The sequence below is a fragment of the Stenotrophomonas sp. ZAC14D2_NAIMI4_6 genome, assembly GCF_003086875.1.
Lineage (GTDB): Bacteria > Pseudomonadota > Gammaproteobacteria > Xanthomonadales > Xanthomonadaceae > Stenotrophomonas.
Window position 1 is genome coordinate 4,032,204 of the sequence record NZ_CP025996.1, and the last position, 24,865, is coordinate 4,057,068.

Consider the following 24,865-nt stretch of genomic DNA (forward strand, 5'->3'; position numbering starts at 1 on the left):
GGTCAGGTTCCGTCGCTTATCAGGAAAATGGCGTACACGTTTTCGGTGTAGGTGATGGGGCCGGCTTCGATGGATTCGCGCGTACCAGGCTCAGGCGCTGCGGCGTAGCCGTGACTGCCGGTTACCGAGATCCGGTCCAGGTTCTGGCCATCCTCGTCCAGCTGGGGCCACTGCCCGGCCTGGATGCCATAGGCGAAATCCGGTGCCACATCGGAAATGCTGTACAGGCCGCGCAGCGACGTTCCATAGGCCTTGGCCAGGCCCTGCGCCGATTCACGGGTCTGGGCCGCCGCTTCAGTCTTCAGCTCGCGGCGCAGTGCGACCTCACCGGAGTAGGTCGGGGCGACGCTGCTGACCTGCACATGCTCATTCGCTTTCAGCGCGGCCAGCACGTCCTGCATCTGCTTCACGCTGGCAAAGCTGGCACGCAGCTGGCGCGAAACGCGGGTACCAATGAACACCTGCCGGCTGTCCTCATAGCGCGTGGCGGGGCCGATGCGCAGGTTGTCCGCGCGCACGCTTCCGTCCACCGCCTTGTGCTGCTTGAACAGCGCCAGCGCGCGCGCCACGTTGTCCTGCACGCGGCGGCGCGCCGCATCGGCGTCCATATCGGTCTCTTCGATGTTCAACTGCAGGCCGAAGCGGTCGGGCATCACCGTGCGGGTGCCCTGCCCCTTCACCAGCAGATGCGGCTGCGAGGGAATGGTGTTGGCCTGCGCCCACGCGGACGGGGCCATCGTGGCCAGCAGCGACGACCACAGCAATGCGCTCAGCAGCTTCATGCGGTACTCCTTGTCTTGGGTGGGAACAGCGGAAGGTGCCGCGGCGCAGGCCACGGCACGGGGAAACTCACAGGCCCTTGGCGGCCTGGGCGACGGCGCGGAACAGCGCACGGCCCTTGTTCATCGTCTCGTCCCATTCCTTGTCCGGGTCCGAGTCGTAGACGATGCCGGCGCCGGCCTGCACGTACAGGCGGCCATCCTTGATGACCGCAGTGCGGATTGCGATCGCGGTATCGGCATCGCCGTGCCAGCCGATGTAGCCGATGCTGCCGGCGTAGACGTTGCGCTTGATCGGTTCCAGTTCGCGGATCACTTCCAGCGCGCGGATCTTCGGCGCGCCGCTGACCGTACCGGCCGGGAAGGTGGCACGCAGCACGTCGGCGTAGCTCAGGCCCGGCTGCAGCTGGCCGGTCACTTCGCTGACGATGTGCATGACGTGGCTGTAGCGCTCGATCACGAACTGCTCGCCTACTTCCACGGTGCCGGCCTTGGACACGCGACCGGCATCATTGCGGCCCAGGTCGATCAGCATCAGGTGCTCGGCGCGCTCCTTCGGATCAGCCAGCAGCTCGGCTTCCAACGCCAGGTCCTGTTCGACGGTGGCGCCGCGCGGGCGGGTGCCGGCGATCGGGCGCACGGTCACTTCGCCATCCTGCAGGCGCACCAGGATTTCCGGCGACGAACCGACCACCTGCAGGTCGCCCACATCCAGGAAATACATGTACGGCGACGGGTTCAGCGCACGCAGCGCGCGGTACACATCCACCGGGCGCGCCTTGAACGGCACGCTCAGGCGCTGGCTCAGCACCACCTGGAAGATGTCACCGGCGCGGATATATTCCTTGCTGCGCTGGACCGCATCGACGAAGCCTTCGCGGGTGAAACCGGAAACGAAATCGGATTCGTCCAGCACATCGCTGTTCAGCGGTGCCGGATAGCCCGCGCCCGGTGCGCGCAGCTTGGCGGTCAGCGCATCCAGGCGCGCCTGCGCCTGCTCGAACGCGCCGTCGACCCGCGGGTCGGCGTGCACGATCAGGTACAGCCGGCCCTTCAGGTTGTCGAACACCGCCAGTTCGTTGGAATCCAGCAGCAGGATGTCCGGCGTGCCCAGCTCATCACGGCCGGCCGGCGGGGCCAGGCGCGGTTCGATGTAGCCGATGCACTCGAAGCCGAACCAGCCGACCAGACCACCGGTGAAGCCCGGCAGGCCGTCCAGCTTGGGCACCGAGTGGGCGCTGCGCAGCGCCTCGACCTCGGCGAAGGGGTCGGCCACCTCGCGGGTATCCACCACCTGGCCATCCTCGCGCACGGTCAGGGTGTGGCCGTGGAAGGCGTACACGCGGCGTGCCGGCAGGCCGATGATCGAGTAACGACCAAAGCGCTCGCCGCCTTCGACGGATTCAAACAGGTAGGTATTGGGGCCGTCGGCGAGCTTCAGATAGACCGAAAGCGGCGTGTCCAGGTCGGACAGCACTTCGCGGACAACGGGGATATGGGTGTGGCCTTCAGCGGCCTGCTGCTGAAACTGAGCGTGCGAGTTCAAGACGACTTTCCTTCCGGGACACAGCGTTATGGGGGCGGACGACGGCAACGGGCCACCATCGCCACCAACGGCGTGCGGAAGAAAGGGTATGCGGGGTCGTCAGGCTGGACACCCGTTGACTGTAACGCAGGTTCGGCGGCAGGGAAACCCTGCGGCCCTAGCCCATGCGTCGCGCATGCTCCTGCGACTCCTGCACCTGCTGCTGGGCCAGACCGGCCTCCACAGACGCGGACCGGCTGGCCGTGACGGCATCCACCTGGGCCGTGCTGACGCTGAGGGGCTGGGCCATGCCCTGGGCTACCTCCACATGGGCATGGCGTCGGTGCGGGGCATTGAGGTCGGCGGTATCGACGGCGAAGGCTCGGGCGCGGTCGTCGCTGAGGACCACATGGGAAATGGTCTCGAGCCCTTCGCGCTTGGCCTGGGCCGCCAGCGCGCCGGCCAGCTGGTCGCTGTGCAGGTCGGGCACGCGGTTGTGGGCCCGGTCCAGGGCGTGGACGCCGGACTGGGCGCCGAGGAACAGCGGATTGGCCACATGGGAGGGATGATCGATGCTGATCGCCTGCGTGCTGGGTCCCGTGGCCCGGCCACCTGCGGCAGGCACGATGCCGGGCTGTTGCTCGATCAGCTTGCGCGCGGCGGCCTCCTGCGTGCTCAGCGCGGAATCCAGGCTGGGGATCACGGTCGGGTCCATGCCATGGCGGGCGGTCGCCTCGCCGAAGGCTGCCCCGATGCCACGGACCACGCGAGCGGACTGGTCCAGGTTGTGCAGCTTCACCGCGACCATTGGCAGGTTTCCGCTGGGCAGATGCGTGGCGGCGGCCGCCTCAAGGCCAGCTTTTGCCCCGCCCACCGTGGCGAGGGCGACCGGTGCGGTCGCGGTAATGCCCTTCACGTGGGATGCCACAAGATCGTAGCCACGTTCGACATGGGCACCGGCCGTGGCAAAGCCGTTCTGCAGCTTGCCCGCCACCCATTGCCCATCGTGGTTGATGGCGGTGGCCACGCGCTCGCCCGTCGCGCGAGCGCCCGCAGCGTCGGCATGGGCCTGCGTGGTCGCGTGCTGCGCACGTTGCTCGCCGAGATCACGAACGGCGTCGCCCTGCCGGGCCAGTTTGTCGGCCACGTTGTCCATGCCCACGCTGCCCGCTACCCACGACAACGCGGACAGCCCACGGGCGCCGGCCTGCGACTGCACGCGATGCACCGTGGCTTCGATGCTGCCGGTCAGTTCACGCCCGGAAGCAATCACCGTGCTTGCCGCGCGCGTCCCCACCTGCAGGCTGGCCGAGCCCATGTTCACCACCTGGCCGATGGCCATGCCTTCGGTCTTCAGCACACGCTCGACGCCATCACCGGTTCTGTCCAGCACATGGGCAGTGGCAGCGCCGGCCCTTTCCACCTGCTCGCCGATCAAGCGACCGTTGCGCATACCATGTGCCGTGGCGTGCAGCACGGTGGACAGCGGGCCCGCCAGTTCCGCCACCTGGCTGGGCGCGGCCACCTGCGGTCGATCAATCAGCGCGCCCTGCGCATCGCGCGTCTTTGGCTCCAGCAGCAGTTCAAGACGCCCCGCCGCAAGCGGAATATCACGCAGCGCCTGCTGACCTGGCTGGGTCGCCAGCTGTTCGATGAACTGTGCAGCGGCGGTCTGCGCGCCCGGCGGCAGACTCTCGCGCAGCTGCTCACCGACAACCTTCTGCATGACCGGGTCCTTCAGCACCATGCCCAGCTCGTTGGCGAGCACACCATAGCCGCGGCGCTGATGCTCGCTCAGGCGGTGCATGCCGTTCTGCACATCGTTCAGCACCTCACCCGTGGTCTGGTAGGTGTGCACGGTCTGCCCGGTGTCGAACGTCGGCAGGCCGTTATCCTTGGCGTAACGCGATGCGGTTGCCGGATGCAGGCCAGCGGCGTTGAAGGTCGTAGCGCGCGCGCCGGTGACGGCGGAAGCGGCGGAGGCCATGCCACCGCCGAGAGAGTGGCCGGCTATTTCGAAGCCGCCGGAGCTTCGACTATTGACCAACGATGCAAGCGTCATCGCTCGATCGTAGTAATCGCTGCGCATTCCGATGCCCTGCATTCCATTGTTCAGGAAGTCCTCGCCTAGAGACTCCCTGTGACCCGCTGGCACCGAGGGATCGATGATCTCGCCGGTTGAACCCTTGTAGACAAGTACAGGCTTTGCATCCTGCCCCAGCACCCTCTTGTCTGGCAGATAGATCTCTGCGCGAAAGCCTGACTGTGTGGGTTGGAGATGACGCTGCAACTCGTCGTCCGTCATGTTGATTCCCGCAGCCCGAAGTGCCGCAGGGTCTGTGCTCGCGCGCGTCCACCCTGCCGGCGGCTCACCGTCGTGCTTGGCTGCCCGATAGACATCGGCTGCCAAGCCGGACATTTCCCGGGAGTGGTAAGTCTCCTTGAGGCGATCTGCCTCTTCTTCGTGACCACTGTCGCGCAACTGCTTGACCAGCATATTCTGCTGTTGAACTTGGCGAGCACGCGACTCGATGTCGGAATCATTCATGGCAAACTCCATTGCGCTTTCGCGGGCTCAACGCAGAGCCAACGTTGCTTATCCAGCATGGGCGCATCTGATAGTGTCACGCCATCACGGCCAAATATTTCAGAGCGACGATGCGCGTCCGACTTCACAATATGATGGCTAGAGCGCTAACAAGCGCGACTCTTGTCACACTTTTACTCATCACTGGATGCGCCGTTTCATCCACACACGGTGCTGATGAGTTCTTTGAAGGACAGCCACTGCAGTTGGCGATCGCGTCCGAGCAGGGCGATGCAGAGACGATACGGCGCCTCATCAAGGACGAAGGGGTCGATCCGGACCACACGTTTTCGTCACGCGACGGGATTCCACTGATTGCATGGCCGCTCCGCGCAAAGAATCTGCAGGGTCTTCAGCTGCTCCTGGAGAATGGTGCAGATCCAAACGCACGCGTCGTCAGAAAGATGAATGGGCAAGAGATCCATTTCAACAACGCTCTGGTGTATGCGGCAAAGATGGACGACCCCCGCTTCCTCGAGGCTTTGCTCAAGCACGGAGGAGATCCGAATACGCGCAACTCCAACCATGAAACGCTGATGTATCAGGCATTCATCAGCGGCAATCAATGGAAGAATATCCAGCTTCTGGTTGAGAACGGGGCTCGCGTCAACGAACCAAACCTAGGCAAGAACGACACCGTTCTTAGCCTCTACACAGGCAGAGGCGGGTTTGATTACGCCTACTGGTTGCTGGAACATGGAGCGGACCCGACAATTTCCCTGCCCCCCATCGAAGGAACCACCCAATCGCCCCGACAGGTGATGGTCGAGGACATCTACTGGGAAATCACCACGCCCGACAACCTGCCGTGGCAGAAGAAGTGCCAGCAATGGTTGGCTGAGCGCAACATCCCGCGCCCTCCAATGCCAGAGCACATCCGCAGGAAGCGCGAGGCCTTCAAGTTCCCGAGCAAGGAAGAAGATATTCCGCTCCTGTAGGGAGATCGGACATGGACTGTCACCTGCTCCGCCTCACCGTTTCACTCCTGATCTTGGCCGCAGCACTCGCGATGCTCCCGGGGTGCTCGCCCCAGTCGATGCATGGCGCTGAGGGCTACTTTGATGGCAAGGCTTTACAGCTGGCGATTGCCGCCGAAGGCGGCGACTCCGATGCCATACGTCACCTTGTCGAAGACGAGGGCGTCGACCCGGACAGAACGTTTTCATCGCGCGACGGAATTCCCCTGATCGCGTGGCCGCTGCGAGCCCGCAGCATCGAGGGACTGAAAGCCCTGCTCGATGTCGGTGCAGACCCCAACGCCCGCGAGTCCAAGCAGATGAACGGGCAGTTGATCAACTTCGACAACGCGATGGTCTACGCTGCGAAGATGGACGACGCGCGCTATCTGGATCTTCTGCTTAAGCATGGCGGAAATCCCGATACGCGCAACGTCAACAATGAGACGCTTCTCTACCAGGCGTTCATCAGCGGAAATCAATGGAAGAATGTCCAGACGCTGGTGAAAAACGGCGCAGATGTAAATGAATCCAATCGCCGCAGCTTGGGCGACGACACCGTCCTGAGCTGGTACACAGGAAGAGGTGGATTCGACTATGCCTACTGGCTGCTGGAGCACGGTGCAGATCCCACCATCTCCCAACCTGTACAGGAAGGATCGGGCAAGACTGCCCGTCAGCTGATGGTCGAAGACATCTACTGGGAAATCACCACGCCCGACAACCTGCCGTGGCAGAAGAAGTGCCAGCAATGGTTGGCTGACCGCAACATCCCACGCCCGCCGATGCCCGAGCACATTCGCAGAAAGCGGGAGGCCTTCAAGTTCCCCAGCCGGGAAGAAGACATCCCGCTGCTGTAGCCCGTAGCTCAAGCCCCGGAAAGCAGCTCGCAGCCAGTCGGCAGGTGCATGCGCACCCGGCCCGGCACGCAGTCGATACGGAAACGGCGGGCCTGCACCGGCTCGCCGTCCAGGTTCAAGGTCAGCGCCTGCGGGGCCTCGATCTGCAACCACGGCAACTGCGCGCGCGTTGCCACGCGCTCCAGCGCGGCTTCCTTGCCACCGGTCAGCATCTGGCCAATCGTGGCGGCCACCTCGCCTTCCAGTTCGGGCACCACGGTCACGTCCAGCAGGCCATCATCGATCAGTGCCTGCGGGCACAGCTGCTGGCCGCCACCGGCCTGGCGGCCGTTGCCGATGCCCAGGGCGATGAAGCCGCCTTCCCATGCGAAATCCGGGCCGGACAGGCGCGCGGTGATCGGCTCGATGCGGCCCAGTTTGGCGATGCCGGTGATGACGTAGGCCAGCCCGCCCAGCATTTTTTTCAGGCCTGCATCGGTTTCCACGGTCACCTGGGTGCCGAAGCCGCCGCTGGCCAGGTTGGCGCACCACCAGGTCCGCCCGTCGGCGTCCACGCGCAGCAGGTCCACAGCGCGCGCGACGGCCTGCCCGATCAATGCAAAGGCCTGCTGGGGTTCGGTGGGAATGCCGGCGGAAGTGGCGAAATCATTGGCCGTGCCCATCGGCACCAGCGCCAGCGAGGGCAGCGCCTCGGCCGGTTCATCGCGGTGGGCCAGGGTTTCGGCCACGGCGCTGAGCGTGCCATCGCCGCCGGCGGCCACGATCACGTCCACGCCATGGTCGATGGCTTCGGCCACGTAACGCTCGGCGTCACCCTCTTCCCAGGTCACCCGCACTTCCAGCTGTACGCCCTGCTGCCGCCAATGGCCGACGGCACTGCGCAGGTCGTCGTCGCCTGCGGATTTGCCGTTGAGGATCAGGCGCCAGCGCGGGGTGGTCATGCAGTGCTTCCGGGAGTGGGGTGGCACAGGCTAGCAACGCCGCGTTTGCCCGCGGTGAATGTCATTCAGGTGTCATGGATGGCCCGGAGAATGGAAGGCCATAGCAGGGATGATGGATGGAGGCAGGATCAGCCTCCCACGCATGCAGCGAAGCCGCGCCGGGGATTGGCGCGGCTTTTTTTTGCAAGGGCAGTGCGAACCAAGGTTCGCACCTACCGGGTTGCGGTTCGCACCCTCCGGGTGGCGGGTCGCACCTACCGGGTTGCGGTTCGCACCCACCGGGTGGCGGGTCGCACCTACCGGGTTGGATTTCGTGCGAACCGAGGTTCGCACCTACCTGAAGCCTCAACCGTTGGCGAAATCGTGCAGGGCCTGGCCCTGCAGCCGGTACACGGTCCATTCGTTCTGCGGCTTTGCGCCGGCGGCGGTGTAGAACGCGATGGCCGGGGTGTTCCAGTCCAGCACCGACCATTCGAAACGACCGCAGCCTTCGGCCACGGCCTGGCGCGCGATGTACTTCAGCAGTGCCTTGCCGGCACCGCCACCGCGCTTTTCCGGGCTGATGTACAGGTCTTCCAGGTAGATGCCCTTGCGGCCCAGCCAGGTGGAATAGTTGTAGAAGTACACCGCATAGCCAATGGCTTCGCCGTCGGCTTCGCAGATCAGCGCGCGGGCGCTGGCATCGGCGCCGAACAGGCTCTCGGCAATGCCGATCTCATCGGTCTGCACCGCGTGCTCGGCCTTCTCGTAGATGGCCAGTTCGCGGATGAAACGCAGGATCAGGCCGGCATCGGCCACGGTGGCCGCGCGGATGTTCAACACGGCCGCCGTGCCCATGGTTCAGCCCCGCGCTGCAGCGACGTTGGCGCGCATCTGCGCGATCACGTCCTGGTAGCTGGTCTTGGCGTTGAAGATGGCCGAACCGGCAACGAAGGTGTCCGCACCGGCAGCGGCGATCGCACCGATGTTGTCGGCCTTCACGCCACCGTCGATCTCCAGGCGGATGTCCTTGCCGCTGGCATCGATCTTCTGGCGCACCACGCGCAGCTTGTCCAGCGCCGAGGGAATGAAGGCCTGGCCGCCGAAGCCCGGGTTGACCGACATCAGCAGCACCAGGTCCAGGTCATCCAGCACCCAGTCCAGGATGTCCACCGGGGTAGCGGGGTTCAGCACGATGCCCGGCTTGCAGCCCAGCGAGCGGATCAGCTGGATGGTGCGGTGCACGTGCCGGCTCGCTTCCGGGTGGAAGCTGATGTAGGTGGCACCGGCCTCGGCGAAATCGGGAATGATGCGGTCCACCGGCTCGACCATCAGGTGCACGTCGATCGGCGCGGTGACGCCGTGCTTGCGCAGCGCCTGGCAGACCATCGGGCCGATGGTCAGGTTCGGCACGTAGTGGTTGTCCATCACATCGAAATGGACCCAGTCCGCACCGGCGGCCAGGACGTTGTCCACTTCCTCGCCCAGGCGGGCGAAATCGGCGGACAGGATGGACGGGGCGATGAGGCAGTTGGACATGGCCGGGGCCTTGGGCACGAGGGGAAAGGGGTTCAGCGCTTGCGCAGGGTCTTGATGCGGTCGTAGGCGGCATTGATGCGCCGCGACTTCTGTTCAGCCTGCTGCTGCAGCTCGGGGGCGGCGCCACCCAGCTTGTCGGGGTGGTACTGGGAAATCAGCTTGCGGTAGGCGCGCTCGATCTCGGCGTCGGTGGCCTCGGAGGTCAGCCCCAGCTCCCGGTACGGGTTTTCCTTGTTCAGGCGGAACCAGTCGCTGTCGAAGGCGTGGCCCAGCAGCAGGCCCACCACCGCCCCGAACAGCGGATTGGGCCGGAACAGCAGGGCCCCGGCGATGAATCCGAGCAGTTTTCCGTACCAGCGCATGGCGTTCCGGGGGTGACCGACGAAATGGACGATCATTTTACGTCACAGCGGGCCCGGACCGCTTTACACTAGGCCGCCCGCTGGTCAGCGGGCCCGCCGGGTCCGTTGGGCAGCCGTATCGACAAAGCCCCAGGAGTGCCCGTGCCGACCACGCTGTTGCAATCCGATCTCCCCGGCCTGCCCTTGCGCCATCGCGGCAAGGTGCGTGATGTGTTCGATATTCCGCGCGAGCGGCTGCCGGCAGGGACCCCGCCGGGCGATTACCTGCTGATGGTGGCCACCGATCGCCTGTCGGCGTTCGACGTGGTGCTGCCCGACCCGATTCCGGGCAAGGGCGAGATGCTCTGCCAGGTGTCCAATTTCTGGTTCGCCAAGACCGCCCACCTGATGCCCAACCACCTGACCGGCATCGATGTGGCCAGCGTGCTGCCCGAGGGCGTGGACCCGGCCCTGTATGCCAAGCGCGCGGTGGTGACCCGCAAGCTGAAGCCGGTGCCGGTGGAAGCGATCGCCCGCGGCTACCTGATCGGCAGCGGCTGGAAGGACTACCAGCGCACCGGCAAGGTGAGCGGCATCGACCTGCCCGACGGCCTGCGCCAGGCCGAGCAGCTGCCCGAACCGATCTTCACCCCCTCGACCAAGGCCGCCGTGGGCGACCATGACGAGAACATCGATTTCGATGCGATGGTCAAGCAGGTGGGTGCGGACCTGGCCGAGCGCGTGCGCGATGCCACCCTGCGCATCTACAAGTTCGCCGCCGATTACGCCCGCGAGCGCGGCATCATCCTGGCCGATACCAAGTTCGAGTTCGGTACCGATGCCGATGGCCGTCTGTACATCATGGACGAGATGCTGACCCCGGATTCGTCGCGTTACTGGCCGGCGGACGAGTACGAAGTGGGCACCAGCCCGCCGAGCTACGACAAGCAGTTCGTGCGCGATTACCTGGAGACGCTGGACTGGGGCAAGACCGCCCCGGGCCCGACCATCCCGGCCGAGATCATCGAGCGCACCCGCGCAAAGTACGCCGAGGCGCTGCAGCGCCTGGCCGGCATCAGCGTCGACTGATGCCCCTGCGCCCCCGGCCCGCGCGGCTGGGGGCGTGGAATGCGGTCGATGAATTGGACCCGGTAGAGTCGACCGTTGGTCGACTGCTCTCCGTTCAGATCGAGAAAATCGCCGCGCTGCGCGCGATAGTCGACCAACGGTCGACTCTACCCCGTCGTTTCCACACAGTCGGCCCCACCCGGTCGCCCCCACCATTCGACGCCCCCCATCACCGCGCGGCGCTGCGGGAGTATGCTGGCCGCATGCAGACCACCACCCAGCTTGCACGCCCCGTCGATCGCTACTTCGCCAGCTATTCCGACGACCACCAGAACCCGATCAACCAGGCCATCCACGTGGTGGCGGTGCCGGCCATCCTGTGGTCGGTGGTGGCCCTGCTGTGGTGCGTGCCGCCGCTGATCACCTGGTTCCAGTACGGCATCTGGGCGGCGTTTGCGATGTTCAGCGCCTGGTGCTTCTACAACAAGCTGTCGCGCCCGCTGGGCATCGGCATGCTCATCCAGTTCTTCGTGTTCGGCTGCCTGTGCCGCCTGCTGGAAGCCGAAATCGGCCTGCATGCGTTGCGCTGGCTGGCGATAGGCGTGTTCGTGGTGGCCTGGATCGCCCAGTTCATCGGCCACAAGTTCGAGGGCCGCAAGCCCAGCTTCCTGACCGATCTGACCTACCTGCTGATCGGCCCGGCATGGGTAATGGCCAAGCTGTACCGCAAGCTGGACTGGCGCTACTGAGCGCCGGGCGGCTTTCCTGAACGGGGCCGCGCGCTCACTGTGGCTGTACGCCGTGCCTGCCACGCTGCCGGCCAGGCCGTGGCTGAACCCATCCGTTGCCGACCCACGTGAACCCTCAGCCCCTGTGGTGCAGGGCCTGCGCCCTTCCGTGCGCGGGCGTAGGGGCCGATTCGGCAAAGCCGCCACACGTACCCGGCAAGGCCGCAAACGCCCCCTATTGCACCGCAAAAAACATGAATACCGCACGTTACATGCTGTTTGTCGCCGTTACATGGGTTTCGGCGACATTTGACTGACTGTTAGACTCACTGACCTGCTCGTGAATCATGGATTCCCTGCATGCTCCCCAGCCTGCCCCTGCTGCTGGCCCTGCCGTTCCTGATGGCAGCGGCCGTTGCCGCCTTCCCCCGTAGTTCGCGCACCACTGCTGCCTGGCTGGCGGCGCTGGCGCCGTTGGGCGGGCTGGCCATTCTTGGCTGGCTGACCCCAGCGGTGATGGATGGCCAGGTGGTGCGCAGCGTGGTGCCCTGGCTGCCGCAGATCGGGCTGGACTTCGCCCTGCGCCTGGATGGGCTGGCCTGGATGTTCGCCGGCATGGTGCTGGGCATCGGCGCGCTGGTGGTGCTGTATGCGCGCTATTACCTGAGCAGCCAGGACAACGCCCACCGCTTCTACTGCTACCTGCTGCTGTTCATGGGCGCCATGCTGGGCATGGTGATCTCCGGCAACCTGCTGTTGCTGATGATCTTCTGGGAAATGACCAGCATCAGCTCGTTCCTGCTGATCGGTTTCTGGTCACACCGGCAGGACGCCCGCGAGGGCGCGCGCATGGCGCTGGTGATCACCGGTGGCGGTGGCCTGGCCCTGCTCGGTGGCGTGCTGCTGATCGGCCGCATCGTCGGCAGCTTCGACCTGGACGTGGTGCTGGCCGCCGGCGAGCAGATCCGCGCCAGTGCGCTGTACCCGTATGCGCTGTTCCTGGTGCTGGCCGGCATCTTCACCAAGAGCGCGCAGTTCCCGTTCCATTTCTGGCTGCCGCACGCGATGGCCGCCCCCACCCCGGTGTCGGCCTACCTGCATTCGGCCACCATGGTGAAGGCCGGCGTGTTCCTGCTGGCGCGCCTGCACCCGGCGCTGGCCGGCAGCGACCTGTTCTTCTACACGGTCAGTGGCATTGGTGCGCTCACCCTGCTGATCGGCGCCTGGAACGCGATCTTCCAGCACGACCTGAAGGGCCTGCTGGCCTATTCGACCATTTCCCACCTGGGCCTGATCACCCTGCTGTTCGGCCTGTCCACGCCGATGGCGGTGGTGGCCGGCGTGTTCCATATCCTGAACCACGCCACGTTCAAAGCGTCGTTGTTCATGGCCGCCGGCATCATCGACCACGAGACCGGCACCCGCGACATGCGCCGCCTGGGCGGCCTGCGCAGGTTGATGCCGTTCACCAGTGCGCTGGCCATCATCGCCTCGCTGGCGATGGCCGGCATTCCGCTGCTCAATGGCTTCCTGTCCAAGGAAATGCTGTTTGCCGAGGCACTCACCGCCGGTGGCCCGGGCACCATGCGCATGGCGGTGTCGATCGCCGCGCTGCTGGCCGGCGTGTTCGGCGTGGCCTACAGCCTGCGCTTCGTGCACGACACCTTCTTCGGCGATGGCCCGCACGACCTGGACCACGTGCCGCATGAGCCGCCGCGCTGGATGAAGGTGCCGGTGGAGATCCTGGTGGTGATCTGCGTGGCGGTGGGCATTGCCCCGGCGCTGACCATCGCCCCGGTGCTGCACGCCGGTGCGGCGGCGATCCTGGGCAGTGCCATGCCCGAGTACAGCCTGTCGGTCTGGCATGGGTTCAACCTGCCGCTGGCGATGAGCGCGGTGGGCGTGGTGGGCGGCGTGGCGCTGTACTTCGGCCTGCGCAGGCTGATCAACCTGCACGGCGTGCAGAACACCGCCACCGGCCGCAACGTCTTCCATGCGCAGCTGGATGCGCTTTCCGCGCTGGCCATGCGCCTGACCAACGGCATTGCCAACGGCAGCCTGCAGCGCATGCTGCTGGGCCTGGTGCTGGTGGCGGTGGTGGTGGGCGCGGCGCCGTTCGTGGCCAACCCGGGCTCGCCCAACTGGACCAAGCCGCAGCCCATTCCGCTGCTGGGCTGGGCGCTGTGGCTGGTGATGATGGGCTGCGCGGTGGCCACCCTGCGCATCTACAAGCAGCGCCTGCTGGCGGTACTGCTGGTGGGCGGCGTGGGCCTGATGGTCGCCCTGACCTTCGTGTTCCTGTCCGCACCGGACCTGGCCCTGACCCAGCTGCTGGTGGAGATGGTGACCCTGGTGCTGATGCTGCTGGGCATGAACTACCTGCCTGCACAATCCGGCCCCGAGCGGCCGCGCTGGCGCAAGCGCCGCGATGCGGTGATCGCCATCATCGCCGGTGCCGGCCTGGGTGCGCTGGCCTACACCGCCATGACCCTGCCGCCGAACACCATGGCCGGCGAAATGCTGGCGCGCTCGCTGCCCGAGGCCTACGGCCAGAATGTGGTGAACGTGATCCTGGTGGACTTCCGCGGCTTCGATACCTTCGGGGAGATCACCGTGTTCGGCATCGCCGCGCTGGTGGTGCACGCCCTGCTGCGGCGTACCCGCATGGCGCCGGAACAGATCATGCCCGGCCCGCCGATCAAGCTGCCGGTGCCGGCCGACCTGGCCCAGATCATGTTCCCGCTCACCCTGACGGTGTCGATCTTCCTGTTCCTGCGCGGCCACAACGCGCCCGGCGGCGGCTTCATCGCCGGCCTGGTGCTGGCGGTGCCGCTGCTGATCCAGTACGTGATCCAGGGCTCGGCGTCGGTGGAATCGCGCTTCGGCTTCGACTACATCCGCTGCATCGGCGCCGGCCTGCTGATCGCCCTGCTCAGCGGCTGCGCCTCGATGCTGTTCGGCGTGCCGTTCCTGACCAGCGGCCATGTCGACCTGCACCTACCGCTGATTGGCGAGGTGCCGCTGGCCAGCGCGATTGGTTTCGATATCGGCGTGTACCTGGTGGTGTTCGGCGGCGCCATGCTGATGCTGTCGATGATGGGCACGATCAAACCCTCGCGCACCCGCAGCGCGCGCAAGGGCGAGATCGATCTGCAACGCCGTTCGGCCCTGACCGGGGAGATGCACTGATGGAACTGGCCCTGGCCACCGCGATCGGCGTACTGACCGCCATCGGCATCTACCTGCTGCTGCGCGCGCGCAGCTTCGATGTGATCCTGGGCATGACCTTCCTGTCCTACGCCACCAACCTGCTGATCTTCGCCGGTGGTCGCGTGGTGCAGGGCAAGGCGCCGGTGCTGCAGGAAGGCATGGACAGCCACCTGGGCAACTACACCGACCCGCTGCCACAGGCGCTGGTGCTGACCGCCATCGTGATCGCCTTTGCGATGACCGCGGTCAGCATCGTGCTGGCCATGCGCAGCCGCAGCGACAACCACAGTGACCATGTGGACGCCCACGAACCGGACGACGACGCACCGCCGCGCCGGGGCGAGGACCAGGCATGAACCATCTGGTGATCCTGCCGATCCTGGTTCCGCTGCTGGGCGCTGCGCTGTCGCTGTTCGTCGAACACCGCCGCTATGGCCCGAAGGTGCAGCGCGCGGTGGCGTGGACTGCACTGGGCGCGCTGGCGCTGGTGGTGGGCCTGCTGTTTGCCGCCACCGCCGGCGGTGATATCCAGGTCTATCTGCTGGGCGACTGGCCGGCGCGGCTGGGCATTGCCCTGGTGGCCGACCGCCTGTCGGCGTGGATGCTGCTGACCACCCTGCTGCTGGCCATTCCCTGCCTGCTGCATGCGTGTTCGGGCTGGGACCGGCGCGCACCGCACTTCCATGCGCTGTTCCAGTTCCAGCTGGTGGGCCTGAACGGTGCGTTCCTGACCGGCGACATCTTCAATCTGTTCGTGTTCTTCGAGGTGATGCTGATCGCCTCCTACGGCCTGCTGCTGAGCGGCGGCCGCGGCCTGCGCATGCGCATCGGCCTGCATTACGTGGTGTTCAACGTCACCGCTTCCACCCTGTTCCTGATTGCCCTGGGCCTGCTGTACGCCTCGCTGGGCTCGCTGAACATGGCCGAGCTGTCGCAGCGCATCGCGCAGGTACCGCCGGCGCAGCTGACCCTGGTGAAGGCCACCATGGGCCTGTTGCTGCTGGTGTTCTGCGCCAAGGCCGCGCTGATGCCGCTGTACCTGTGGCTGCCCGAGGCCTATTCGCGCGCGCCGGCAGCGGTGGCCGCACTGTTTGCGATCATGACCAAGGTCGGCCTGTACGCGGTGCTGCGCATCCAGATGCTGTGGTTCGGTGAGGATGCCGGGGCGATGGCCGGCTACGGCCGCGACTGGCTGCTGTGGGCCGGCGTGGCCACCCTGGTGCTGGGCGGCCTGGGCGCACTGGCCGCCACCCGCCTGCGCGTGCTGATTTCCTACCTGGTGATCGTCTCGGCGGCCACCTTGTTCATTGCCTTCGCGGTGGGCACGCCGCGGGTGCTGTCCGCCGGCCTGTACTACCTGCCGCACAGCAGCTTCGTGGCCGCGGCACTGTTCCTGGTGGCCGATCTGATCCGGCGCCGCCGCGGCGGTGCCAGCGATCGCAAGGAAGTGGTGGCGCCGATGCCGGGCAAGGAAACGCCGGCGGTGCTGTTCCTGATCGGCGCGGTGTCGGTGGCCGGCCTGCCGCCGCTGTCCGGCTTCCTGGCCAAGGCCGCACTGCTGGCCGGCATGCCGGCGCAGTACACCGGCGTGGTGTGGACGGCGGTGCTGGTCAGCAGCCTGCTGGTCATCATGGGCCTGACCCGCGGTGGCATCCGCCTGTTCTGGCGCGTGCCGGCACCCGATCCTGCGCTGCCGCCGCCGCGCAAAGCGCCGCTGCGCCGCGTCGAGCTGTATGCCGCCTGCCTGCTGCTGGCCTATGGCATCGGCATGACCCTGGGCGCTGCCCCGCTGATGCGCCACACCGATGCCATCGCCGCGCAGCTGCTGCAACCGGGCGAGTACGTGCAGCAACTGCGTGCGACCACGCCGGAGATCCGCCAGCCATGAACGCACAGCGCTCGTTGTTCCGCCGCATCATCCCCTCGCCCGCCCTGAGCATCATGGTGGTGGCGTTCTGGGTGCTGATGTCCGACAGCTTCACCCTGGGCCAGATCGTGCTGGGCCTGGTGCTGGGCGTGGTGGTACCGCTGTTCGCCGCGCGCCTGGACCGCGAATTCGCCCGCATCGGCACGCTGCGGCCGGTGCCCAAGCTGCTGTTCGTCACCCTGTGGGACATCCTGGTGTCCAACATCCGGGTGGCGATCCAGGTGCTGGGGCCGGAAAAGAACATCCACCCCGGTTTCATCTGGTTGCCGCTGGACATCGCCAACATCCACGGCATCGCCGCGCTGACCAGCATGATCACCCTGACCCCCGGCACGGTGTCGGCTGCGTTGAGCGACGACCGCCGTTTCCTGCTGGTGCACGTGCTGCACCTGGACGACCCGCAGGAGCTGATCGACACGATCAAGCGCCGTTACGAAGCCCCGTTGATGGAGATCTTCCCATGACTGGATTCCAGATCATCCAGACCACCCTGGTGGTGTGCATGCACGTGGTCGGCCTGGCCATGCTGCTGGCTACCTGGCGCCTGCTGCGCGGGCCCACCGTGCCCGACCGCATCCTGGCGCTGGACACCCTGTCGGTGACCGCCATCGCAGAACTGATGCTGTTCGGCATGTACCTGAACTCGGCCATCTACTTCGAAGCGGCGCTGGTGATCGCCATGCTGGGCTTCGGCAGCACGGTGGTGCTGAGCAAGTTCGTGCTGCGGCGGGACATCGTCGAATGATCACCTTCATCCAGATCGCGCTGTCGGTGCTGCTGCTGTTCGGCTGCTTCTTCATCCTGGTGGGCGCGCTGGGGCTGGTGAAGCTGTCCACCTTCTTCAAGCGCCTGCATGCGCCGACCAAGGCCAGCACGCTGGGCGTGGGCTGCGTGCTGGTGTGTTCGGTGTGCTACCACATCTTCCTGGGCCAGGACCCGCAGCCGCGCGAGCTGCTGATTACCGTGTTCCTGTTCATCACCGCGCCGATCAGCGCGCACCTGATGGCCAAGGCCGCGCTGTCGCTGCTGATGGAAACCCGGCCCAGCCTGCCGGGCAACGAACGCGCCGCCGAAGAGCAGTTGCCGCCGCCGGAACCGGAGCGGGAAGAGGAAACCAGCGCGCGTTGAGGGTGGGTGCGGTAGGTGCCGACCCGTGGTCGGCACGGTTCGATGGTAGGTGCCGACCGTTGGTCGGCACGTGGGTAGAGTCGAGCTTGCTCGACTGAAGCGCGAAGATCAGTCGAGCAAGCTCGACTCTACAAATCGGTGTGCTGTTCATCACCGCGCCAATCAGCGCGCACCTGATGGCCAAGGCCGCGCTGTCGCGGCTGATGGAAACCCCCGCGCGTTGAGGGTGGGTGCGGTAGGTGCCGACCCGTGGTCGGCACGGTTCGATGGTAGGTGCCGACCGTTGGTCGGCACGTGGGTAGAGTCGAGCTTGCTCGACTGAAGCGCGAGGAGCAGTCGAGCAAGCTCGACTCTACGAAACCGCGGCGCTGTGCGTCCGTGCCGGCATTCAATCAGGCACTGGTCAAGGCGATTTCCAGGCCCACCCACGCCACGAACGCGCCCAGCAGGATCGCACCTTCCACGCGGCTGATCTTCAGGTCGCCGCGCAGCATCGGGTACAGCACCAGCGCGAAGGCCAGCAGCGCCGGCAATTCCAGGCGCACGAACGAGGCCGGCAGTGCCAGCGGCTGCAGCAGCCCCATCGCGCCGATCACCAGCAGCAGGTTCACCACGCTGGAACCCAGCACGTGGCCCAGCACCATGTCGCCGTGGCCACGACGCGCGGCGGCGATGGCTGCGGCCACCTCCGGCAGTGCGGTGCCGATTGCCACCGGCAGCAGGCCCACCAGCAACGGGGACCAGCCCAGGGCGGTGCCGAAGTCCGCCGCCGCACCGACCACCAGGCGCGCGCCCCAGTACAGTGTCAGCGCGGCGATCAGCACCCGCAGCACGTTCAACGGCAGACTGGTACGGCTGAGCGCCGACTCGGCGATGACCGCCTGCACCTCAGGGCCTTCCGAGCGCCCACGGCGCAGCAGCACGGCCTGCACGACGACGAAGCCGGCCACCAGAACACCGGCCTCCCAGCGCTGCAGGCGGCCATCCAGGCCGAACACCATCAGCAGCAGCGCCGCGGCCAGCAATGACCACCACAGCACGGTCTGCAGGCGCGCGCGCAGCAGCAACGGCGCGGTAATGGCGGCCACGGCCAGGGTCAGGCCCAGGTTGGCGATGCTGCTGCCCATCGCGTTGCCCAGCGCCAGTTCGGGCTGGCCGACCAGCAACGCGCGCGCGTTGACCGCCAGCTCCGGCAGCGAGGTGGCCACGCCCAACAACAGCAGGCCGGCGCTGAAGGCACTGGCGCCGAAGCGCTGGGCCAGGCCGGCTACGGCCTTGACGATGGAGTCCCCACCCAGGGCCAGCAGCAGCAGGCCAAGCAGGAACCAGGCAATGGCTATGACGATCATCAAGCACTCCCCAGCGGTCGTGGCGCGATTCTACGCGCGGCGCCCCGCTGCCGGGGCGCCGCGGATCAAGGTTCAGCCGCAGCCTTCGGCGTAATCCACCTGCGGCGTCTTGCCCACCCGCCAGCCGCCCACCTTGCCGTCGGCGCCCAGCGCGAAGTCGATCACCGCCCCGCCCTCCTGCGCCGGGCGCACCCGCAGGTGCTGAGCCTTGTCGTCGTATTTGTCCGGCACCACGTCGCCGCGATCCGGGTACAGGGTCTGCAGCTCGCCCAGGGTCATGCCCACCCGGCCACCGCCGGGGGCCACGATGGCGCTGCTGCGCACGTCGTAGCGCACCAGCTTGCGGCCTTCGATCATCAGGCGCGGGTCTTCGGCATCCTGCGGGCGCAGGAAGTAGCAGCCGTCATTGCTGTCATCGGCCGGCAGTGGCTTGCCGGCGGCATCGGTGCCCAGCCCCTGCAGGGGGCTGCCATAGCCGCTGCGCACCTCGGCAATGCCGGCGCCCAGCATCACGCCGCCAAAGCCGTCCAGCCGCGCCGGGCTGTCACTGCGCGGGTCCACCGGCGAAGCCGTGGCCAGGTCGGCATCGGCGGGCACCGAGGCATCCTTGGCCGGGGCAGTGGCGGCAGGTTCGGCCGGTGCGGTCGGTTCTGGGGTGCGGTTGCAGGCGGCCAGCGACAACAGCAGCAGGCCAGCCAGGGGCAGGTGATTCATGGGGGGTTTCCTGGGCACGGTGTGCAGGCACGCTAGCGCAGCGCGCGTGCAGGCGCTGCATTGTCATCGCCGTTTCATGCCGCCCGTTCAGGCTCGGCGTGCACCGACTTGGCTGTCCTTCCATGCAACCGCGCAAGACCGACCTCGCCCGAACCGCGCTGCAGGCCCACCGCGCACCGCTGGACATGCGCCAGCGCCGGCTGCTGATCCTGTGCGATGGCCAGCGCAGCATTGCCGATCTGACCGGCCTGATCGGCCAGGAGGCACCGGCGATGGTGATCCAGCTGATCCAGGGCGGCTATCTGCAGACCGGGCCGGAAGCGACAGTCGTTGCGCCTCCGGCGGTACCAGGCGCGCAGAACCCTGCGCCGGTCCCGGCCGGGGTCGAGCGCCGCCGCTCGTTGGCGGCCGCACGCATCTACCTGCTGGGCATTCTGGAAATGCAGCGCAATGCACAAGCCGCGGCGTTGTTCCGCGACCTGCAGCAGGCGCGCGCGGAAGACCAGGTGCTGGCCGTGCTGCGTGCGGCGCTGGGCGTGCTACCCGGCATGACCTCGGAAGGCTATTGCCAGCGGGTGCGGCAGCGGTTGTTGGAGGCGTTGCCGTTGGAGCATTGCGACGGGTTTGCGGTCACGGCGTAGCAGCGACCGGGTAGAGTCGACCGTTGGTCGACTGCTCTTGCCTGCAAATCCCGCGCTGCGCGCGTTAGTCGACCAACGGTCGACTCTACCCCGCCTGCCCTGCCGGCCCCTACGCCGAACGGAAATTGTTGCGCAAGCCGTTCCAGCACTGCTGGTAATCGCCTTGGCGATGCGCTGCAGCCAGCGCCTGTGCGCTGGGGCGAATCACCGCGCGGGTTTCGAACATGAAGGCCATGGTGTCCTTGATGACATCGGCCTTGGACAGGTCGGCGTTGGACGCCTTGTCGAAGGTCGGCGCATCGGGGCCATGCCCACTCATGCAGTTGTGCAGCGACGCACCGCCGGGCACGAAACCTTCTGCCTTGGCGTCGTAGGCGCCGTGCACCAGGCCCATGAATTCGCTGGCGATGTTGCGGTGGAACCACGGCGGGCGGAACGTGTTCTGCGCCACCAGCCAGCGCGGCGGGAAGATGGCGAAATCCATGTTGCTGGTGCCGGGCGTGTCGCTGGGCGAATGCAGCACCAGGAAGATGGACGGGTCCGGGTGGTCGTAGCTGATCGAGCCGATGGTGTTGAAGCGGCGCAGGTCGTAGCGGTACGGCGCGTAGTTGCCGTGCCAGGCCACCACGTCCAGCGGTGAATGGTCGATGGGCGCGCGCCACAGCCGGCCGTCGAACTTGGCGATCAGCTCGAAGTCGCCGTCGATGTCTTCGAAGGCGGCATGCGGGGTTTCGAAGTCGCGCGGGTTGGCCAGGCCGTTGGCACCGATCGGGCCCAGGTCGGGCAGCTTCAGCAGTGCGCCATGGTTTTCGCACACATAGCCGCGGCTGGGACCGTCGGGCAGCTCGACGCGGAAGCGCACGCCGCGCGGGATCACCGCGATCTGCTGCGGCTCGATCTCGACCACGCCCAGTTCCGTCAGCAGGCGCAGCGCACCCAGCTGCGGCACGATCAGCAGTTCGCCGTCGGCGCTGTAGAAGTAGCGGCCGACCATGTCCCGGTTGGCGGCATACAGGTGGATGCCGACGCCGGCGTGTGCATCGGGCGAACCGTTGCCGCCCATCGTGTACAGGCCTTCGACGAAATCGGTCGGCAGTTCCGGCAGCGGCAGCGGGCTCCAGCGCAGCTGGTTCGGCGATGCCGGCTGCGCGTTGTAATCGCACTGCAGCCGCGATTGCGCGAACGGGGTGAACTCGCCGTGGGTCACCGCCGGGCGGATGCGGTACAGCCAGCTGCGGCGGTTGCTGCCGCGCGGCGCGGTGAACGCGGTACCCGACAGCTGTTCGGCGTAGAGGCCATGGGCCACCTTCTGCGGCGAGTTCTGCCCGACCGGCAGTGCGCCGGGCACGGCCTCGGTGGCGAATTCGTTGCCGAAGCCGGACTGGTAGCCGCGGGCGGTGAGGGCGGTGGACATGGGGAGCTCCTGGTATCTGCGCGGCCGGAACGGGAAGCAGCCGAGCATGGCTCGGCTCTACAGGTGAGCATACGCCGGGCATGGCCCGGCGCTACCGAGGGGGGTGCGTGCGGTGACCTTACAGCACGCCGCGGCGGATCTGGTCGCGCTCGATGCTTTCGAACAGCGCGGTGAAGTTGCCTTCGCCGAAGCCTTCGTTGCCCTTGCGCTGGATGATCTCGAAGAAGATCGGGCCGATGCAGTTCTGGGTGAAGATCTGCAGCAGCTTGCGCTGGTGGGTTTCCGGGTCGGCGTCGATCAGGATCTTGTTCCTGGCCAGGCGCGCCACGTCTTCACCGTGGTTGGGCACGCGCTGGTCGATCACATCGAAATAGGTGTCCGGCGTATCCAGGAAATCCACGCCCTGCGCGCGCATGGCTTCGACGGTTTCATAGATGTTGTCGGTGAAGCAGGCGATGTGCTGGATGCCCTCGCCCTTGTAGGCGTCCAGGTATTCGTTGATCTGGCTCTTCGGATCGGACGATTCGTTCAGCGGAATGCGCACGATGCCGTCCGGTGCGGTCATCGCCTTGGACACCAGGCCGGTCTTCAGGCCCTTGATGTCGAAGTAGCGGATCTCGCGGAAGTTGAACAGGCGCTCGTAGTAATCCGACCACTGCTGCATGTTGCCGAAGTACAGGTTGTGGGTCAGGTGGTCGATGAAGGTCAGGCCGAAGCCGAACGGGTGCAGGTCGGCACCGGGCACGGCTTCGTAGTCGCCATCGAAGATGCTGCCGGCGGCGCCGTAGCGGTCCACCAGGTACAGCATGCAATCGCCGATGCCCTTGATGACCGGTGCGTTGACGGCCTTGCTGTCCGGCTTGAAGGCCACCGCTTCGGCGCCGTTGCCCAGCGCGGTCTGGTAGACCTCAGCGCCCGGCTTCTGGAAGCGGATGGCGAAGCCGCAGGCACAGGGGCCGTGCTTTTCAGCAAAGTCGGCGGCGAACGAGTCGGGGTCTTCGTTGACCAGGAAGTTGACGTCGCCCTGGCGATAGACGGTAATCGGGCGCTGCTTGTGCTTGAGCACCGCGCTGAAGCCCATCTTGCGGAAGTAGTCGTGCAGTTCCTGGCCACGGCCGGCCGGGGCGGCGAATTCGACGAACTCGAAACCATCGATGCCCATCGGGTTTTCGAAGGTGGTGACCTGCATGCCGGGGTTCGGGTGCGAGGCGGTCGGGACGGCGGTATTCATGGCGTGGCTCCGAATCGGTGCCGCATCGGCACAAACCAGGTGCGGGCGGGGTTGGACCCGGCGAGAATGCAGGGTACGGACCCAACCTTTATAGTTACAACTGAAACCACCAGCAAGGTGCACCGCAGCATGAACCCAGCCGATCCCGCCTCTACCCGCGTGCGCGCCTCGCACGTCCTGCTCGACCTGGAACAGTTCCTGCCTTACCGGCTGAGCGTGCTGTCCAACCGGGTCAGCGGCAACATCGCCAAGCTGTACGGCGACCGCTATGGCCTGGCCATTCCCGAGTGGCGGGTGATCACCATCCTGGCGCTGTACCCGGGCTCGTCGGCCAGTGAGGTATCCGACCGCACGGCCATGGACAAGGTGGCCGTCAGCCGGGCCGTGGCGCGGCTGCTGGAGCGCGGCTTCATCAAGCGCGAGACCCATGGCGACGACCGCCGCCGCTCGGTGCTGGCACTGTCGGCGGCCGGCTTCGAGGTGTACGAAACCATTGCCCCGCTGGTGATCGAGATCACCCGCAAGCTGATGTCGGTGCTGAGCGAGGAAGAGGAGCAGCTGCTGGAAAAGCTGATCCTGCGGCTGGCCGGCGATGGCCTGGAGCGGATGGGCGAAGGGGTGTAACCGCGCCTACCCTGGCGTTGTTCCGGGGTCAGAGCCCTTTCCTGCGGAAAGGGATCCGACCCCAAGGCTTCGGTGGGTAGGTGTCGACCTTGGTCGACACGCCGGTGCGGTACCCGGGTCAGAGCCCTTTCCTGCGGAAAGGGATCCGACCCCGAGCGGGTTCAGCTCAGGTGCTTGCGCCGGGCATGGATCCACGGCACGGCCAGGGCGGCAATGGCGCCGCCAGCGAACCCCAGCGAGGCGGCCACGGTGGCCGCTTCCACCGCGCCCGGCAGGGCCAGCGCAGCGGTGACCAGCAGCAGCGAAGGCAGGCCGACGAAGGTGCCCAGGAAGAAGGTCCAGCGCGGCGACCAGGTGTTGAGCTGCAACAAGCTGACCGGCTGCCAGGCGTCGCCGGCGGTGTTTTCGGCAATCTTCGCCACCACCTTGGCCAGGTCCACTTCCGGCACCAGCTTGCCGGGGCGGGCCGCGGCAATGGCGTCGGCCACCGCGTCCACCGGCGGGAAACTGCTTGGCCACGCCGCCGGCGCCGCCACGCCGTAGGCGGTCAGCAACGGCACGCTCAGCCACGGTGCCAACAACGGCCGCAGTTTGCGCCGGCCATGCACACACCAGATCTGCGGCTGGCCATGGGCGGTCACGCTGTACAGCGCCAGTTCGCCCGGCGGCGGATAGCCCAGCATGGTCACCCGCGCGGCCAGGCTGTCCTGGTCCATGGCGCGCAGGAAGCCGGGGCGGCTGCGCCCTTCCTGCATCCAGGCCAGGCCCAGCGCGCCGACCAGCCAGGCTTCGGCCACGTCCTTGCTGCCGGCGCTGGCGCGCTCGTCGCTGGCCAGGTACCACGCCAGCGATTTCGGTTCGGCCACGTCCTGCACGCCCCAACGGCTGTCATCGCCCAGCACGTGGCGCACCGGCAGGCGGGCCGGTGCGGTCTCACCGCGTTCACCGGTCTGCAGGAACGGCAGCACGCCCTGGATGAAACTGGACAGATCGATGGCACGCAGGCCACTGCCCTGCCATTCGGCGGGTAGCAGGCCGGTCAACTGGCCTTCGGCGGCCAGCCGGTCCAGGCGGGCCTTCTGCTCGACCAGTTTCTGCACGGCGCCCTTCAGCACCACGTTGTCGGGCAGCGCGATCTGCGGCAGCCGGTAGCGCGGCGGCGCAAGTTCCAGCGTGTCTTCGCCGGTACCGGCATCGTCCAGCAGGGTTTCCTGCGCGGGCAGGCCTACGCCTTCGGGGCCCGCGCCGTCGGCCGGTGTGCTGGCGGGGTCGGGCGATCGGTCGGCGTGGTCGCTGTGCATGGGCGCTCCTGCGGGTGGGGGCC

At 66.7% G+C, this 24,865-nt stretch carries 24 protein-coding genes; 12 read left to right on the forward strand and 12 right to left on the reverse strand.

Annotated features, from left to right (window positions below; translation table 11 throughout):
* Nucleotides 1-2: 2 nt before the first annotated feature.
* The 3 genes from C1933_RS18260 to C1933_RS18270 form a co-directional block, all read right to left on the reverse strand.
* A complete protein-coding gene (locus C1933_RS18260) occupies nucleotides 3-782 on the reverse strand; it encodes an SIMPL domain-containing protein (RefSeq protein WP_108754393.1) in 780 nt (259 codons plus the stop codon).
* A gap of 67 nt (nucleotides 783-849) precedes the next feature.
* Complete coding sequence (trpE, locus tag C1933_RS18265) at nucleotides 850-2,325, reverse strand: anthranilate synthase component I (RefSeq protein WP_057494325.1); 1,476 nt, start codon at nucleotides 2,323-2,325, stop codon at nucleotides 850-852.
* A 157-nt stretch (nucleotides 2,326-2,482) separates the two neighbouring features.
* On the reverse strand, nucleotides 2,483-4,852 hold the full coding sequence (locus C1933_RS18270; RefSeq protein WP_234414571.1) for an XVIPCD domain-containing protein: 2,370 nt from the start codon (nucleotides 4,850-4,852) through the stop codon (nucleotides 2,483-2,485).
* Between the two features lie 245 nt (nucleotides 4,853-5,097).
* On the opposite strand from C1933_RS18270, the gene C1933_RS18275 reads away from it, so the two are divergent.
* The gene (locus tag C1933_RS18275) at nucleotides 5,098-5,829 is read left to right on the forward strand and encodes an ankyrin repeat domain-containing protein (protein WP_234414572.1); all 732 of its coding nucleotides are present in this window, start codon (nucleotides 5,098-5,100) and stop codon (nucleotides 5,827-5,829) included.
* 11 nt (nucleotides 5,830-5,840) lie between these two features.
* A complete protein-coding gene (locus C1933_RS18280; RefSeq protein WP_108754395.1) occupies nucleotides 5,841-6,707 on the forward strand; it encodes an ankyrin repeat domain-containing protein in 867 nt (288 codons plus the stop codon).
* 8 nt (nucleotides 6,708-6,715) lie between these two features.
* Here C1933_RS18280 and yegS read toward each other — a convergent pair whose 3' ends face one another.
* From yegS to C1933_RS18300, 4 genes are all read right to left on the reverse strand, one after another.
* On the reverse strand, nucleotides 6,716-7,648 hold the full coding sequence (gene yegS, locus C1933_RS18285) for a lipid kinase YegS (RefSeq protein WP_108754396.1): 933 nt from the start codon (nucleotides 7,646-7,648) through the stop codon (nucleotides 6,716-6,718).
* A 345-nt stretch (nucleotides 7,649-7,993) separates the two neighbouring features.
* The gene (locus C1933_RS18290) at nucleotides 7,994-8,485 is read right to left on the reverse strand and encodes a GNAT family N-acetyltransferase (protein ID WP_108754397.1); all 492 of its coding nucleotides are present in this window, start codon (nucleotides 8,483-8,485) and stop codon (nucleotides 7,994-7,996) included.
* 3 nt (nucleotides 8,486-8,488) lie between these two features.
* Entirely contained in the window at nucleotides 8,489-9,166 is a 678-nt protein-coding gene (gene rpe, locus C1933_RS18295) for a ribulose-phosphate 3-epimerase (RefSeq protein ID WP_108751097.1), read from the reverse strand.
* A gap of 32 nt (nucleotides 9,167-9,198) precedes the next feature.
* On the reverse strand, nucleotides 9,199-9,528 hold the full coding sequence (locus C1933_RS18300; protein WP_107232903.1) for a DnaJ domain-containing protein: 330 nt from the start codon (nucleotides 9,526-9,528) through the stop codon (nucleotides 9,199-9,201).
* 141 nt (nucleotides 9,529-9,669) lie between these two features.
* On the opposite strand from C1933_RS18300, the gene C1933_RS18305 reads away from it, so the two are divergent.
* The 8 genes from C1933_RS18305 (at nucleotide 9,670) to C1933_RS18340 (ending at nucleotide 17,568) form a co-directional block, all read left to right on the forward strand.
* Nucleotides 9,670-10,596, forward strand: a complete 927-nt coding sequence (locus tag C1933_RS18305; protein ID WP_029379835.1) for a phosphoribosylaminoimidazolesuccinocarboxamide synthase — start codon at nucleotides 9,670-9,672, stop codon at nucleotides 10,594-10,596.
* A 242-nt stretch (nucleotides 10,597-10,838) separates the two neighbouring features.
* On the forward strand, nucleotides 10,839-11,324 hold the full coding sequence (locus C1933_RS18310; RefSeq protein ID WP_108754398.1) for an Mpo1-like protein: 486 nt from the start codon (nucleotides 10,839-10,841) through the stop codon (nucleotides 11,322-11,324).
* A gap of 339 nt (nucleotides 11,325-11,663) precedes the next feature.
* Nucleotides 11,664-14,492 carry a monovalent cation/H+ antiporter subunit A gene (locus C1933_RS18315; protein WP_108754399.1) on the forward strand — a complete coding sequence of 943 codons (2,829 nt, stop codon included), beginning with the start codon at nucleotides 11,664-11,666 and terminating at the stop codon, nucleotides 14,490-14,492.
* Nucleotides 14,492-14,869 (forward strand): Na+/H+ antiporter subunit C, encoded by a 378-nt coding sequence (locus C1933_RS18320; RefSeq protein ID WP_108754400.1) that lies wholly within the window; start codon nucleotides 14,492-14,494, stop codon nucleotides 14,867-14,869. The genes C1933_RS18315 and C1933_RS18320 overlap by 1 nt, the downstream gene beginning before the upstream one ends.
* A complete protein-coding gene (locus C1933_RS18325; protein WP_108754401.1) occupies nucleotides 14,866-16,401 on the forward strand; it encodes a monovalent cation/H+ antiporter subunit D in 1,536 nt (511 codons plus the stop codon). The genes C1933_RS18320 and C1933_RS18325 overlap by 4 nt, the downstream gene beginning before the upstream one ends.
* Nucleotides 16,398-16,904, forward strand: a complete 507-nt coding sequence (locus C1933_RS18330; protein ID WP_108751103.1) for a Na+/H+ antiporter subunit E — start codon at nucleotides 16,398-16,400, stop codon at nucleotides 16,902-16,904. Before C1933_RS18325 ends, C1933_RS18330 begins: the two co-directional genes overlap by 4 nt.
* Entirely contained in the window at nucleotides 16,901-17,185 is a 285-nt protein-coding gene (locus C1933_RS18335; RefSeq protein ID WP_006399171.1) for a K+/H+ antiporter subunit F, read from the forward strand. The genes C1933_RS18330 and C1933_RS18335 overlap by 4 nt, the downstream gene beginning before the upstream one ends.
* Nucleotides 17,182-17,568, forward strand: a complete 387-nt coding sequence (locus tag C1933_RS18340) for a Na+/H+ antiporter subunit G (RefSeq protein WP_108754402.1) — start codon at nucleotides 17,182-17,184, stop codon at nucleotides 17,566-17,568. Before C1933_RS18335 ends, C1933_RS18340 begins: the two co-directional genes overlap by 4 nt.
* Before the next feature lie 392 nt (nucleotides 17,569-17,960).
* Here the strand turns inward: C1933_RS18340 and C1933_RS18345 are convergent, their stop codons facing one another.
* On the reverse strand, nucleotides 17,961-18,917 hold the full coding sequence (locus C1933_RS18345) for a sodium:calcium antiporter (RefSeq protein ID WP_108754403.1): 957 nt from the start codon (nucleotides 18,915-18,917) through the stop codon (nucleotides 17,961-17,963).
* A gap of 72 nt (nucleotides 18,918-18,989) precedes the next feature.
* Nucleotides 18,990-19,631 (reverse strand): hypothetical protein, encoded by a 642-nt coding sequence (locus tag C1933_RS18350; protein ID WP_108754404.1) that lies wholly within the window; start codon nucleotides 19,629-19,631, stop codon nucleotides 18,990-18,992.
* 122 nt (nucleotides 19,632-19,753) lie between these two features.
* Here C1933_RS18350 and C1933_RS18355 point away from each other — a divergent pair, with 122 nt between their 5' ends.
* Nucleotides 19,754-20,272 carry a hypothetical protein gene (locus C1933_RS18355; RefSeq protein WP_108754405.1) on the forward strand — a complete coding sequence of 173 codons (519 nt, stop codon included), beginning with the start codon at nucleotides 19,754-19,756 and terminating at the stop codon, nucleotides 20,270-20,272.
* 109 nt (nucleotides 20,273-20,381) lie between these two features.
* On the opposite strand, the gene hmgA is transcribed toward C1933_RS18355, so the two are convergent.
* Together hmgA and hppD are read right to left on the reverse strand one after the other, a co-directional pair.
* Nucleotides 20,382-21,686, reverse strand: coding sequence for a homogentisate 1,2-dioxygenase (gene hmgA, locus C1933_RS18360; RefSeq protein ID WP_108754406.1), 1,305 nt, complete (start codon nucleotides 21,684-21,686; stop codon nucleotides 20,382-20,384).
* 118 nt (nucleotides 21,687-21,804) lie between these two features.
* Complete coding sequence (gene hppD / locus C1933_RS18365; protein ID WP_199911386.1) at nucleotides 21,805-22,917, reverse strand: 4-hydroxyphenylpyruvate dioxygenase; 1,113 nt, start codon at nucleotides 22,915-22,917, stop codon at nucleotides 21,805-21,807.
* Nucleotides 22,918-23,046: 129 nt separating this feature from the next.
* Between hppD and C1933_RS18370 the strand changes: the two genes are divergently transcribed.
* A complete protein-coding gene (locus C1933_RS18370) occupies nucleotides 23,047-23,541 on the forward strand; it encodes a MarR family transcriptional regulator (RefSeq protein ID WP_108754407.1) in 495 nt (164 codons plus the stop codon).
* Between the two features lie 161 nt (nucleotides 23,542-23,702).
* On the opposite strand, the gene C1933_RS18375 is transcribed toward C1933_RS18370, so the two are convergent.
* Nucleotides 23,703-24,842, reverse strand: a complete 1,140-nt coding sequence (locus C1933_RS18375; protein ID WP_108754408.1) for a hypothetical protein — start codon at nucleotides 24,840-24,842, stop codon at nucleotides 23,703-23,705.
* Nucleotides 24,843-24,865: the final 23 nt, after the last annotated feature.